We start from the raw sequence: 12,838 nt of genomic DNA, 5'->3' as shown, positions 1-12,838 counted from the left end.
AGGCGAAGTCGCCGTCGGAGAGCATGGCGCGCTCGCCGGTCTCCAGGATCCGGCCGCAGCGGGTGTCGAGCACGACCAGCCGCACGCCGCCGAGGTCGCGGTGGTAGCTCCAGCGCATTCCCTTCTCGCCCTGCTCCTCGCGGTCGGCGCTGGCTGCCATCTCGCGCAGCACCGGCAGCGCGTCGCCGTGGCGGCCGACCTCGCGGACCTCGCGGAAGACGGGGTCGGCGGCGAGGTCGTCGGGGTCGAGGTTGCCGATGTGCTGGTAGATCCAGTACGCGACGAGCCCGCCGAGGAGGCGTTCGCGCCACCAGGGCTGGGCGGAGGTCGCGGTTCGCCAGCTGCGCGAGGTGTTCCAGTCGTCGCGCACGTCGTGGTCGTCGAAGATCATCATGCTCGGCAGCGTCGACAGCAGCCAGCGGACCGGGGGGTCCTGCCAGGCGTGCCGGTAGAGGCGGGTGTACTCCTCGAAGTTCGCGACCTCGCCGACGGGCGGTCGCCGCAGGTCGCGCAGCTTCGCCAGTTCGCGGCGCACGGGCGGCGTGGGCTGGTCGGCGTAGACCTGGTCGCCGAGCAGCATGATCACGTCCGGTCGCTCGTCCTCCGGGGTTGCGGCGATGCGGGCGGCGGTGGCGGTCAGCGCGTCGGGACCGAGGCCGTCGCGGCCCGCGGCGGGCCGGTCGAAGTGGCAGGAGCCGAACAGGGCGGTGAGCCGGTCGGTTCCGGTGACCGGGCGGATCACGCTGGGGGAGACCTCCGGCGGGGGCCAGACCAGGTGGTCGTCGAGTCGGACCTGGTAGGGCGTCGGGCCGGTGACGTGGGTGGTGAGCAGCGCGTAGTGGTGGCCGCTGACCTGGAACGTGTGCTCGGCGGCGTCGAGCACCTCGACGGTGCAGGGCCCGTCGGTCTCCACCCAGACGGTGGCCCGGTTCTGGTCGACGTAGCGCAGCAGGGGGCCCAGCACCAACTCGGTCACCGGTCCTGGATACACCAGGTGGCAGGCCGGGGAAACTCGGCGGCGCGGTGTCCACTGTGGTCCGGACGTGAGCAGGCGGGCCCGGTGTGGAGGGGTCGGGCCCGCCTGCTCGTCCTGGTGGTGGTGCTTACTTGATGGCGCCGACGTTGACGTCGATGCAGGCGTAGAAGGCGTTGGCGGTGTCGGCGACGTTCCACACCGCGAGCACCTTCTGCGGGCCGCTGAAGCCGGACAGGTCGAGGTTGTGCGACAGCTGCTGCGGCGGCTGCTGGCCACCCTGGTCGAACGAGCCGACGAGCTTGTCGCCGATGTAGTACTCCCAGGTGGTGGTGGCGTGCGCGGCGGTCAGCTTCCAGTTGAAGGTGGCCTGGGTGCCGATCGGGGTGGCGGTCCAGCCCTTGGAGTCGTCGTCGAGCTCGGCGAAGCTCTCGTTGCCGCCGCTGCAGCTCTTGAGGCCCTTCGGGCCCTCGACGCTCTGCGGCTCGTAGGTGATGGAACCGCACTGCACGGTGCCGGCGGCGCACTGGGCCTGGCGGCTCGGCGGTGCGTCGACGTAGCCGTGGGCGCTCGCGGTCCCGGCGGGGATCGCGATCAGGAACGGTGCGACGGCGGCACCGACCATGGCTGCGGAGATCTTGCGATTGGGCATTGTCAGCTCCTTCGGGGGAAGTCGCGACAGGGTGAATCGATTCCGAACAGCGGAACCCATCGGTGGCGATCCGTTGTTCACAATGCCTGTCGCGGAAGGGGATTCGCCGAATAGTTAGTGGTCTGGACCATAATTCGGACGCCTGGTCGAGTCAAGGACGAATCGGCTCCGCTTCCGCGGAGAAACGCTAACAGATGCCTGATGACCTGCGGTGGAATCAGTTTTGTCGGTTGATCCGAAAATTCCCAGCCGCATTCCCGTTTTTCTTGGACGAATCCATGAAAGCGATCAACAACGTTGTTCCGCCCTCCGAAAACGCCCCGGACAGCCGTCGCTCCCGCGTTCGCCGGAGCCGGGATCGCGTTGGTGTGAACGAGGGCGCGCCGGCGCCGGTGCGCGGTGCCGAGGGCCAGTTTTTGCCCCAACTGTCCGGGCAAATGGGATCTCGATCATGGACGGTTCGGGCAAGAACTGCCCCTCGGCTCGGAAGGCGCCACGGCGAGGGGCCGCGCGAGGAGGGCTCAGCGGCTGCGCTTGAGGAGGGCGTTGGCCGCCGCGTAACCCGAACCGCCGCCCATGCCCGGACCCGGGTGGGTGGCGGCACCGATGTGCCACAAGCCGGGAATCGGGGTGGCGTGGTTGCCGGCGGCGGTCAGCGGCCGCCACAGGTAGTTCTGGTCGAGCTCGGTGCTGCCGCCGTACGGATCGCCTTGCCCGGCGCTGGGGTTGTGCGCCGTGAGCTCCGGCGGGCTGATGATGTCGACCGCGCACACCAGGTCGTGCAGGCCGGGAGCGTGGGCGTTGAGCCGGTCGAGCACCCGGCGCGCGTAGCCCTCGGCCAGCTCGCGGGTCCAGCCCTGGCTGGTGTCGAGCTCCCCGGCGGAGTCGCCGAGCGGGTGGAACGGCAGTTCCTGCAGCTGCAGCCACAGCGACGCCGCGCCCCGGGGGACGCGGGTCTCGTCCAACAGGTACTGGCTGCCCACCACGACGGTGGGGCGGCGCGGCAGGAGTCCCGCCTCGGCTTCGGCGCAGGCGATGCCGGTGCTCGACGAGCCGTCGGTGAGGTGCACGACCGGGAATGCCGACAGCCGCTCGTCGCGCCACTTCAGCGGCGCGGACAGCGCGACGTGGATCTGCATCGCCGCTCGCCCGTACCGGAACTTCTCGGCCTGGCGCACCAGCTGGGGTTTGACGGCGCTGGGCGGCAGCAGCCGGCTGTAGAGCGCGGAGGGCGCGACCGAGGCCATCACACCGCTCCGCGCGCGCAGCACCCGGCCGCCCGCGACGACACCGATCGCACGGCCGTCCTCGACGAGGACGCGCTCGACCTCGGTGTCGGTCTGGACCTGCACGCCCAGCGAGTCCAGCAGCTTGGAGAAGGCGGTCACGAAGTTGCCCGCGCCGCCCTCCACGACGGGCAGGCCCGCGCCGTGCAGCCCGGCGGCGAGCAGGCCGGTCATCAGCCCGCCGGAGGCGTGGTCCGGCCCCAGCCCGGCGTGCAGCAGCCAGGGCGTGAAGAGGTGGTCGACCTCGTGACCTCGGAATTCGCGCCGGTACAGGGCGCGGCCGCTGGTGGCGAGTTGCCGCAGCCAGCCCTCGGCGCCGCGCACGCCGCCGGTGTTGATCAGCTTGGCGCCCTGCCACAGCATCGACCAGGACCGCAGCTCGCCGCCGAGCATCCGGTTGATGGCGGCGATGTTGGCGCCGATCCGGTCCAGCATGGACAGGTAGGCGTCGCGGTCGGCGTCGTGCTCGAAGGCCTCGACGGTCTTGGCCGGGTCGCGGTGGCTCCTCGTCACCCGGCCGTCGTCGGCGACGCTGGCCGCTGCCCAGGAGTCGGTGTTGCGGTAGACCAGCCCGTGCTCGTGCAGCTGCGGGCCGAGGGAGGCGTAGGCCGGGCCGGCCAGGAACAGCGGGTGCCACGACGAGTAGGTGTCGTGGATGTAGCCGGGCACGGTGCGCTGCTCGGATGCGATGAACCCGCCGAGCCGGTCGTTGCGCTCCAGCAGCAGCACGGACCGGCCCGCCCGTGCCAGTTCGGCCGCGGCGACCAGGCCGTTGATGCCGGATCCGACGACGATCACATCGATTTCGGCGCTCATCCAGCCGACCTTCCCGGGGCCCGCGAGCCCATGATCACCACATCAATCGGAAAGATCCTCGCATTTGAACCAATACCGATCAAGGCTTGGCGGTGGGAAGGGTTTTCGGGAATCCGGGTCGGTGCCACCGTCCACACAGCACCGCCGAGCCCAGCGACAGCACCGCGGCGAGCGCCAGCGCGACCGGTGCGCCCCACGTCGCCAGCGCCACCCAGCCGAGGCCGATGCCGACCACGCCGCTGACGGCCTTCGCGCTGTAGACCAGCCCGTGCACCTCGATGCTGCGGTGCTGGCCGAAGCACTCCCGGGCCAGCGCGGCGAACAGCGGGTAGAAGGCCCCACCGCCGGCTCCGGCGACCGTCGCCCCGGCCACCAGCCACCCGGCCGAGTCCTGCTCGATTCCGATGAGCAGCAGCACCTGGCCCGCGGCCTGCACGGTCACCACCCAGCGCAGCGTCCGGCGGCGGCCGAGGCGGGCGGCGATCGCCATCGCCAGCGTCCGGCCCGCGCCGTTGGTGGCCACGAAAAGCGCGATCGCCGCGACTGGCGACAGCGGTGCGGCCAGCAGCGCCAGGAAGGCCGCGTCGAACAGCGAGACCGCCGCCGCGCAGAACAGGCTCGCCGCCATCACCGCGAGCGCCGGGGTCCGCAGCGCCTCGGTGGCCGAGAACTCCCGCGCGGCGGGCGGGTTCGCCCGCGCCCAGCGGTGGTGGTCGACGTGCGCCGGCCACCAGTGCCGCGGCGGGTCGGCGATGAGCAGGCCGCACGCGGTCACGGCCACGAGCAGCGCGGGGGCGAAGGCGGTCAGCCCGGCCTCGACGTGCCGGGGCGCGAGGGCGAGGGCGATGACGAACGGGGTGGCGCCGTAGGCGAAGGCGCCGGTGACGACGCCGACGCGGGCCGCGGAGTTCTCCGGGAACCACTTCTCGGTGGTGGAGGTGCAGGAGGCGTAGACCAGCCCCGCCCCGATCCCGCCGAGCACGGCGTACCCGGCGGCCACGCCCTGACCGAGGCTGAGAACGCCTGCGGCGCAGAGGAAGCCGCCGGTGATGAGCATCGCCCGCGGCCCGGTCCGGTCGTGCTGGCGCAGGTGGGCGCTGGGCAGCCCGGCGCCGGCCTGCAGCACCGCCCAGGCGGCCAGGGTCCAGCAGAGTCCGGCCAGGTCGTGCCCGGCGGCGAGCAGTCCGGGGATGGCGGCACCGAAGGCGTACTGCATGGTTCCGACCAGCAGCATCGGCAGCCAGCAGGCCCACAGCATCGCCGCGCGGGGCAGGCCGGTGAGCTCGCGCGGTCGCTCGCCGACCCGGTAGCGGCGGCCGTGGTGGTCGCGCGCCTCCAGGTTCGGCGTGTGCAGTCCGATCATCGCCCACTTCTCGGGCATCGGTGTCACCGTCCGCTCGGCTCGGGTGTTGCTGATCACAAGGACTTCGCCAACCGGACATTCCAACGGCATACTGTATGCAAGGAACGAACCGGGAGGAGGTGAGCACAATGCGGATCATCGGGAGCATCCTGCGCCGTCTCGAACGCATGCCGCGCGGGTTCGCGGCGGACGGGCGCATGTTGGGACTGGCCACGTCCGCCGCGATCGAATCGGCTCGTCAGGACGACCTGCGCGGTGGCGCGCGGCCCGAGCCGAAGCACGTCGACGAGGGGCGACTCGTCAACGCGCGCGGCTGATCGTCGGTGGTGGTGACCGGTGCGCTCATCTCCCGGCACCACCCCGGACCAGCCGTTCCTGCACCCACACGAAACCGATCGCGAACCCCACGCTGATCAGCGCCTGGTAGATCAGGAACGAAACCGGTTGCGGCGGCAGCGAGAAGCTGTCGCCCACCGCCAGCCTGGTGCCCACCTCCTGCACCAGCCGCGCCAGCGGGAACGCGATCAGCCAGTACAGCGCGACGGGTGCGAACGCGCCGCCGCGCAGCACCCCGCGCAGCCGCAACGCGCTGCACCCCGCGCCGAAGGCCGCCAGCGGCACCGCCAGCATCAGCCCGGCCGTGACCGCCCATCCCAGCGGTGCGCCAGCGACCAGCGTGAACAGCGCGGTGAACAGCCCGGCGACGGAGCCGATGACCAGACCCGGGGCGGTGATCCTCGTCGTCTCGGTCATGTCAGCTCACGACCACTCCGAAGCGCACCAGGCTGTAGAACAGCATCCCGAGGTAGAACACCGCACCCGCACCGATGATGAGGTTGCTCCACCACTTCGGGCGGATCGGCTTGGGCAGCATCCTGTTGTTCACCAGCAGCAGCACCACGCAGTAGGCGCCCATCGCGAAGGTGGACAGGAACGCGAGGATGTCCAGGATCGCGCTCGGTCCGTCGGCCGGGCCGAACAGCAGGATGAGGATCCCGAAGATGATCACGCCCCACAGGAACGCGGCGTAGAGGTGCGACATCCGGAAGCGCTTGGCCCCCGGCACGAAGTTGTAGGTCATGTCGGCCTGGCCCCGGGAGAACGAGTCGAACAGCCCGAGCGTCGCGTTGAGCCCGATCAGGGCGATGAACCCGAGGAACACCGTGCCCAGCATCGGAGAACCCGCCGAGGAGAAGGCATCCGACATCGCCGACAGCGCGGCCTCCCGCTCACCGCTCTCGATCAGCGACTTCACGTCGGGGTTCTCCCGCGAGGCCGACTGCGCCAGCACCGTGAACGAGATCGTCACCAGCATCGTGACGCCCCAGAACAGCAGCAGCGCGTCGAAGGTGACCCAGCGCCGCCAGCCCTTCCACTTGGCCATCTCGGCCGGGTCGTCGGTGTCGAACATGAACCCGCGCGAGGGCATGACCTCCTCCTCGCCCGCGTGCCTGAGACCGCGGATGCGGGGGATGTGCGCGCCCATGCCGGCGCCGGAATCGCGCAGGTGCAGCGTGTACCACATCTGCTGCATGCCCGACGGGCCCGCGAAGGCGATCGCGCCGACCACGACCGGGAACCACTCCGGTGACATCGCCGCCTCCGGGAAGTACCCGAAGTGGAACATGCCGGCGATCGTGCTGGTCAGGTCGTCCAGGTTGCCCACCAGCGAGGCGATGACCGCCGTGCCCACCACCAGCAGGCCGATGAGGATCGACAGCACGTTCTCCAGCAGGCTGTAGATCACCTTGGCCATGGTGAAGATGACCCCGACCAACAGCAGCCCGACGCATCCCGAGACGTACCAGGGGATCCCGGTGATCTGCTCCAGGGCCGCGGCCCCGGCGGAGAGGTGACCGGGCCAGATGTAGACCGCCATCGCGGTGATGAAGAAGAACCACATGAGCGGTTTGGCGACGCGCGCCGCGCCGGAGAAGATGCTCTCCCCGGTGGCCATCGCGTAGCGGGCCATCTCCAGCATGACCACGGCCTGCAGCGTGACCCCGATCAGGAACAGCCACCGGATCTCCGGGCCGAAGATCAGCACCAGCCGGGGCCACATGTAGGACTCGCCCATGCCCACGCCGAGCGCGACGAGGAACACGGTGGGGCCGAGCAGGTGGATGGACGGCGGCGCGTCGGGAAGCTTGCGGATGGGCATGGGTTCCAGCCCACCCGCGCTCCAGACCCGACCGCCGGATTCTAATACCGGTTCTTGATCGTCTCTCCCAGGCGCCTTGTCAGCGTCCACATCGGACCTCCTTGTCCTCGGGACCTTCCAGTGAGAGCTCTGCTGAGCGGTGCGGGTGGCGGAACCTGAGCGGCTCCGTGGACTGCGGGTGCCACTCCTGATGTATGTCCAATACACGCCGGAGTGGCCGTCCTCGCCACGAAGCCGCTGGCGAACCCGCGGCGGTGCGAGTTGCGAGGGTGGTGAAGGAGAAAGCGGCTTCGCCGCTTGCGTGACCGTCGGCCGATCAGCCGAGGAGTCCTGCGGAGCGGGCCCACTGGTACTTCGCGCCCAGCACCGCTACCGGCTTCTCGGTGGTGTAGGGGAAGGCGACGATGCCGTGGTCGAACAGGTAGTCCGCCGCCTTCTCCACCTCGGTGTCACCCGCCAGCGACACCACGATCGGCTTGTCGATCCCTTCCGCGCGCGCCTCCTCGGCCACGCGGGAAGCCAGTTCGGCGAACACCATCGGAGGAGTGACGATGGTGTGCCAGTACCCCAGGATCAGCGAGTGGATCCGCGGATCCCGCAACCCGAGCCGGATGGTGGCCTCGTAGGTGCTCGGCGGCTCACCACCGGTGATGTCGACCGGGTTGCCCGCCGCTCCGAACGGCGGGATGTAGCGCCGGAACTCCGCGTCGAGGTCCGGCGGGATGTCCATCAGGTCGAGACCGTTGGCCACGCAGGCGTCCGACAGCAGCACCCCCGACCCGCCGGCACCGGTGATGATCACGACGTTCTCGCCCTGAGGTGTGGGCAGCACCGGGAGGCCGCGCGCGTACTCCAGCATCTCGTTGAGCCCGGGAGCCCGCACCACGCCCGAGTGGCGCAGGACGTCGTCGTAGACCTTGTCGTTGCCCGCCAGCGCCCCGGTGTGCGAACTGGCCGCTCGCGCGCCCATGTCGGTGCGACCGGCCTTGAGCACCACCACCGGCTTCTTCTTCGTGATGCTCTTGGCGGCCCGCACGAACGCCCGCCCGTCCTTGAGGTCTTCCAGGTGCATGGCCACGACGTTGGTGTTGTCGTCGTCCTCGAAGAACGTCAGCAGGTCGTCCTCGTCCACGTCGGACTTGTTGCCCAGCCCGACGATCGCCGACACACCCATCTTCGTGGTGCGCGAGAAGCCCAGGATGGCCATCCCGATGCCGCCGCTCTGCGAGGTCAGCGCCACCCCGCCGCGCACGTCGTAGGGGGTGCAGAACGTCGCGCACAGGTTCTGCGGTGTGTAGTAGTAGCCGTAGATGTTGGGGCCCAGCAGCCGGATCCCGTGCTTGCGGGCGACCGCCACGACCTCCTCCTGCAACTCGTGGTTGCCGGTCTCGGCGAAGCCGGAGGGGATCAGCACCGCCGCCGCGACGCCCTTCGCGCCGCACTCCTCCAGCGCGGAGGCCACGAACTTCGCGGGCACCGTGAACACCGCGACGTCCACCTCGCCCGGCACCTCGGTGATGCTCCTGTGCGCCTTGCGGCCCATGATCTCGTCGGCCTTGGGATTGATCGGGTGGATCTCGCCCGCGTACCCGCCGTTGATCAGGTTCTTCATCACGGAGTTCCCGATCTTGCCCTCCTCGTTGGAGGCCCCGATCACCGCGATGCTGCTCGGCGTCATCAGCCGCCGCATCGACTCCAGGATCTCCTCCTGCGAGCGCTGCGGCGCCTCGGCGGGCTCCTCGGTCTGCAGCACGATCCGCACGTCGGCCGCCGTGGCGCCCGACGGCGTCGCGAAGACCGGGTTGAGGTCGAGCTCGGCGATCTCCGGGAAGTCGCTGACCAGCTCGGAGACCCTGCGCAACACCTCCGAGAGCGCCGCGGCGTCAACCGGTTCCGCGCCGCGCGCACCGCGCAGCACCTCGGCCGCGGCGATGTCGTCGAGCATCGCCCTGGCCTCACCGGAGCTCAGCGGAGCCAGCCGGAAGGTGACGTCTTTGAGCACCTCCACCAGCACCCCGCCGAGCCCGAAGGCCACGACCTTGCCGAAGGTGGGGTCGGTGGTGGCCCCGACGATGACCTCCTGGCCGCTGACCATCTGCTGCACCTGCACCCCGGCGATCGAGGGGTTCTCGACGTGGGCGTGGGCGTTGGCCAGGATCTGCCGGTAGCCGGCCCGCACGTCGTCCTCGCCGCTGACGTCGACCAGGACGCAGCCCGCGTCGGTCTTGTGCAGGATGTCCGGGGAGACGATCTTCAACGCCACCGGGCCGCCGAACTCGGCCGCCAGCGCGACCGCCTCGTCGGCGCTGGTGGCCAGGCCCTCACCGGCGGTGGGAATGCCGTAGGCGTCGCACAGCTGCTTGGCTTCGGGCGCGGTCAGCGCCGCCCGGCCCTCGGACCGCACCGCGTCGAGCACCTCCCGCACGCGGGCACCGTCGTATGCCACTTCAGATCACTCCGTTCGCCTTGAGCTCGGCCAGTTCGGACTCGTCGATGCCCAGCCGGTCCCGGAAGACCTCGGCCGTGTGCTCGCCGAGCAGGGGGGAGCGCTGGACGTCGACGGGGGAGTCGGAGAGCTTGATCGGGCAGCCGACCGTCTTGAACTCACCGCGCTCCGGGTGATCGACGCTGACGATCATGTCGTTGTCGGCCAGCGAGGCGTCCTCGATGATCTCCTTGGTCGACAGGATCGGACCACACGGCACGTTGTGCTCGTTGAGCGCGGCCAGCACGGACCACTTGTCGTGACCGAGCGTCCACTCCTCGATCATGCTGAACATCTTGTCCAGCTTCGACAGTCGTGCTTCCGGCGTGGCCCAGTCGGGATCGTCGATCAGCTCGGGCCTGCCGATGAGCTTCGCGATCGGTGCCCAGCCCTGCGGCTGCACGATGACGTAGATGTAGTCGTTGTCGCCGCCCGGCTTGCAGCGCACCGCCCAGCCCGGCTGACCACCGCCGGAGGCGTTGCCCGAACGCGGGACCTCGTCGCCGAAGTCGGCGTTGGGGTACTCGCGCAGCGGGCCGTGCGCCAGCCGCTGCTGGTCGCGCAGCTTCACCCGGCAGAGGTTGAGCACCGCGTGCTGCATCGCCACCGACACGCGCTGGCCGGCCCCGGTGCGCTCGCGCTGCAGCAGCGCGGCGAGGATCCCGGCCACCGTGTGGATACCGGTCCCGGAGTCGCCGATCTGGGCCCCGGTGGCCATGGGCGGGCCGTCCTCGAAACCGGTGGTGGACATCGAACCGCCCATGGCCTGCGCGACCACCTCGTAGGCCTTGAAGTGCGTGTAGGGCCCGTCGCCGAACCCCTTGATCGAGGCGTAGATCAGCTTCGGGTTGATCTCGCGCAGCTTCTCCCAGGTGAAGCCCATGCGGTCCACGGTCCCGGGACCGAAGTTCTCCACCAGCACGTCGGATTCGGCGACGAGCCGGGTGAAGATCTCCTTGCCCGCGTCGGACTTCATGTTCAGCGTGATGCTGCGCTTGTTGCAGTTGAGCATCGTGAAGTAGAGGCTGTCGGCGTCGGCGACGTCGCGCAGCTGCTTGCGGGTGATGTCGCCGGTGGGTGCCTCCAGCTTGACCACGTCGGCCCCGAGCCAGGCCAGGATCTGCGTCGCGGACGGTCCGGACTGGACGTGCGTCATGTCCAGGACGCGCACGCCTTCCAATGCACTCATGACTGGCACCTCTTTGCTCCTGAAGCGGCGAAGCCGCTCGGTCGACTCTCGCTACTGGCACCTCAACGCGAAAACGGGCTCCGGGAACGGGTTCTCACTTGTACATGGTCTGGTTCATCGTTCCAGGGGCGTAGACCTCGGGATCGACCCAGACGTTGATCAGCGACGGCTTGCCGGACTCGCGCGCGCGTTGCAGCGCGGGCGCGATGTCGGCGGGGTCGTGGACCTCTTCGCCGTAACCGCCGAGCATTTGCGCGAACTTGCTGTAGGGGATGTCGCCGAGGGTGTTGCCGACTCGGCCGCGGTCCTCGCCGTACTTGGCGATCTGGCCGTAGCGGATCTGGTTCATCGAGGAGTTGTTGCCGACGATGCCCACGAAAGGAAGGTCGAAGCGCACCATCGTCTCGAAGTCCCAGCCGGTGAGGCTGAACGCGCCGTCGCCGAACAGGCACACCACTTCCTTGTCCGGGCAGGCCTTCTTGGCGGCCATGGCGAACGGCACGCCGACGCCGAGGGTTCCCAGCGGCCCGGGGTCCATCCAGTGGCCGGGGGACTTGGGCTGGATGACCTGGCCGGAGAAGGTGACGATGTCGCCGCCGTCGCCGATGTAGATGGAGTCCTCGGTGAGGAACTCGTTGATCTCGTGCACCAGCCGGTAGGGGTCGATGGGGGAGGAGTCGGAGTGCTGGCGCGGGAGGCGCTTGGTCAGCGCGGCGCTCTCGACCTCGCGCAGTTCCTGCACCCACGCCTTGCGCCCGCTGGCGCCGTTGTCGGTGCGCCCGGACGCGGCCTGCGACAGGGCGGTGAGCACCGCGTCGGCGTCGCCGACGATGCCCAGGTCGACGTCGCGGTTGCGGCCGACCGTGCGGTAGTCCAGGTCGATCTGCACGACGGTCGCCTCGGGGGAGAGGCGCTTGCCGTAGCCCATCCGGAAGTCGAACGGCGTGCCGAGGATGATGATCAGGTCGGAGTTCTGGAAGGCGTAGCGGCGCGCGAGCTGGAAGTGCAGCGGGTCCCCGGGCGGGAGCGTGCCGCGACCGGCTCCGTTGCAGAAGGCGGGGACGTTGAGCTCGCGGACCAGCTTGACCGCCGAGTCGGTGGCCCGGCAGGTCCAGGTCTGGCTCCCCAGCAGGATGCAGGGCTTCTCGGCCTTGACCAGCAGGTCGGCGAGCTTCTGCACCGCGTCGGGATCACCGGCCGAGCGGGTGGTGGCCCGGTATCCGCCGGCCTGCGGGATGCGGGCCTTGTCCACCGGGACCTTGGCGTCGAGCACGTCGCGCGGGATCTCCAGGAACGACGGGCCGGGCGAGCCGTGGAAGCACTCGCGGAAGGCCATCGACACCATGTCGGCGGCGCGTTCGGTGTGCGGCACGGTGGCGGCGAACTTGGTGATCGGGTTCATCATGTCCACGTGCGGCAGGTCCTGCAGCGAGCCCATCTTGTGCTGTGACAGCGCGCCCTGGCCGCCGATGAGCAGCATCGGGCTCTCCGCGCGGAAGGCGTTGGCCACGCCGGTGACCGCGTCGGTGGTGCCGGGACCCGCGGTGACCACCGCGCAGCCGGGCTTGCCGGTGATGCGGGAGTAGCCGTCGGCGGCGTGGGCGGCGACCTGCTCGTGGCGCACGTCGATGACGTCGATGCCCTCGTCGACGCAGCCGTCGTAGATGTCGATGATGTGGCCACCGCAGAGGGTGAAGATCGTGTCCACGCCTTCGGCTTTGAGCGCCTTGGCGACGAGGTGGCCGCCGGAGATCTGATCGGGTTCGCCTGCGTTGTCGGGTGCCGTCTGGGCCATCAGCGCTCATCCCCTTGTGTGAACACGCGTCTGCGGTCGTCTCCATACTGCATACCGTATGAGGTCCGTATCAGGGATACCGCAGCGAAGCGCGGGTGTCCATAGGTCGCCGCGGGAC

Annotated in this window: 9 protein-coding genes and 1 pseudogene; 1 reads left to right on the top strand and 9 read right to left on the bottom strand. The window is 69.8% G+C overall.

The features are described from left to right. Positions 1-301: 301 nt before the first annotated feature. From E1181_RS33055 to E1181_RS08560, 4 genes and pseudogenes are all read right to left on the bottom strand, one after another. Positions 302-913 (bottom strand): annotated as a pseudogene (locus tag E1181_RS33055) (DUF7800 domain-containing protein); the annotation flags it as partial. A gap of 190 nt (positions 914-1,103) precedes the next feature. Further along, positions 1,104-1,625, bottom strand: coding sequence for a lytic polysaccharide monooxygenase auxiliary activity family 9 protein (locus E1181_RS08570; RefSeq protein WP_132673427.1), 522 nt, complete (start codon positions 1,623-1,625; stop codon positions 1,104-1,106). Between the two features lie 521 nt (positions 1,626-2,146). Continuing rightward, complete coding sequence (locus E1181_RS08565; protein WP_132673426.1) at positions 2,147-3,727, bottom strand: phytoene desaturase family protein; 1,581 nt, start codon at positions 3,725-3,727, stop codon at positions 2,147-2,149. A 79-nt stretch (positions 3,728-3,806) separates the two neighbouring features. Then, positions 3,807-5,108 (bottom strand): MFS transporter, encoded by a 1,302-nt coding sequence (locus E1181_RS08560; RefSeq protein WP_165944553.1) that lies wholly within the window; start codon positions 5,106-5,108, stop codon positions 3,807-3,809. Between the two features lie 110 nt (positions 5,109-5,218). Here E1181_RS08560 and E1181_RS08555 point away from each other — a divergent pair, with 110 nt between their 5' ends. Next, the gene (locus tag E1181_RS08555; protein ID WP_132673424.1) at positions 5,219-5,407 is read left to right on the top strand and encodes a hypothetical protein; all 189 of its coding nucleotides are present in this window, start codon (positions 5,219-5,221) and stop codon (positions 5,405-5,407) included. 25 nt (positions 5,408-5,432) lie between these two features. Here E1181_RS08555 and E1181_RS31345 read toward each other — a convergent pair whose 3' ends face one another. From E1181_RS31345 to E1181_RS08530, 5 genes are all read right to left on the bottom strand, one after another. Then, positions 5,433-5,843 carry a hypothetical protein gene (locus E1181_RS31345; protein WP_165944552.1) on the bottom strand — a complete coding sequence of 137 codons (411 nt, stop codon included), beginning with the start codon at positions 5,841-5,843 and terminating at the stop codon, positions 5,433-5,435. Position 5,844: 1 nt separating this feature from the next. Then, a complete protein-coding gene (locus E1181_RS08545) occupies positions 5,845-7,251 on the bottom strand; it encodes an Nramp family divalent metal transporter (protein ID WP_132673422.1) in 1,407 nt (468 codons plus the stop codon). Between the two features lie 316 nt (positions 7,252-7,567). Beyond that, complete coding sequence (locus tag E1181_RS08540; RefSeq protein WP_132673421.1) at positions 7,568-9,697, bottom strand: acetate--CoA ligase family protein; 2,130 nt, start codon at positions 9,695-9,697, stop codon at positions 7,568-7,570. A gap of 1 nt (position 9,698) precedes the next feature. Next, on the bottom strand, positions 9,699-10,925 hold the full coding sequence (gene frc, locus E1181_RS08535) for a formyl-CoA transferase (RefSeq protein WP_132673420.1): 1,227 nt from the start codon (positions 10,923-10,925) through the stop codon (positions 9,699-9,701). 94 nt (positions 10,926-11,019) lie between these two features. Next, the gene (locus tag E1181_RS08530) at positions 11,020-12,720 is read right to left on the bottom strand and encodes a thiamine pyrophosphate-binding protein (RefSeq protein ID WP_132673419.1); all 1,701 of its coding nucleotides are present in this window, start codon (positions 12,718-12,720) and stop codon (positions 11,020-11,022) included. Positions 12,721-12,838 lie beyond the last annotated feature (118 nt).

Source organism: Saccharopolyspora terrae, assembly GCF_004348435.1.
GTDB classification, from domain to species: Bacteria; Actinomycetota; Actinomycetes; order Mycobacteriales; family Pseudonocardiaceae; genus Saccharopolyspora; species Saccharopolyspora endophytica.
Note: the sequence above shows the minus strand (reverse complement) of the source record. Positions and strands in the feature narration are given on the sequence as shown.

Coding starts and splice junctions, on each gene's coding strand:
- E1181_RS08545 (WP_132673422.1), bottom strand. CDS start 7,251: ATGCCCATCCGCAAGCTTCCCGACGCGCCGCCGTCCATCCACCTGCTC.
- E1181_RS08530 (WP_132673419.1), bottom strand. CDS start 12,720: ATGGCCCAGACGGCACCCGACAACGCAGGCGAACCCGATCAGATCTCC.
- E1181_RS08560 (WP_165944553.1), bottom strand. CDS start 5,108: ATGCCCGAGAAGTGGGCGATGATCGGACTGCACACGCCGAACCTGGAG.
- E1181_RS08570 (WP_132673427.1), bottom strand. CDS start 1,625: ATGCCCAATCGCAAGATCTCCGCAGCCATGGTCGGTGCCGCCGTCGCA.
- E1181_RS08565 (WP_132673426.1), bottom strand. CDS start 3,727: ATGAGCGCCGAAATCGATGTGATCGTCGTCGGATCCGGCATCAACGGC.
- frc (WP_132673420.1), bottom strand. CDS start 10,925: ATGAGTGCATTGGAAGGCGTGCGCGTCCTGGACATGACGCACGTCCAG.
- E1181_RS31345 (WP_165944552.1), bottom strand. CDS start 5,843: ATGACCGAGACGACGAGGATCACCGCCCCGGGTCTGGTCATCGGCTCC.
- E1181_RS08555 (WP_132673424.1), top strand. CDS start 5,219: ATGCGGATCATCGGGAGCATCCTGCGCCGTCTCGAACGCATGCCGCGC.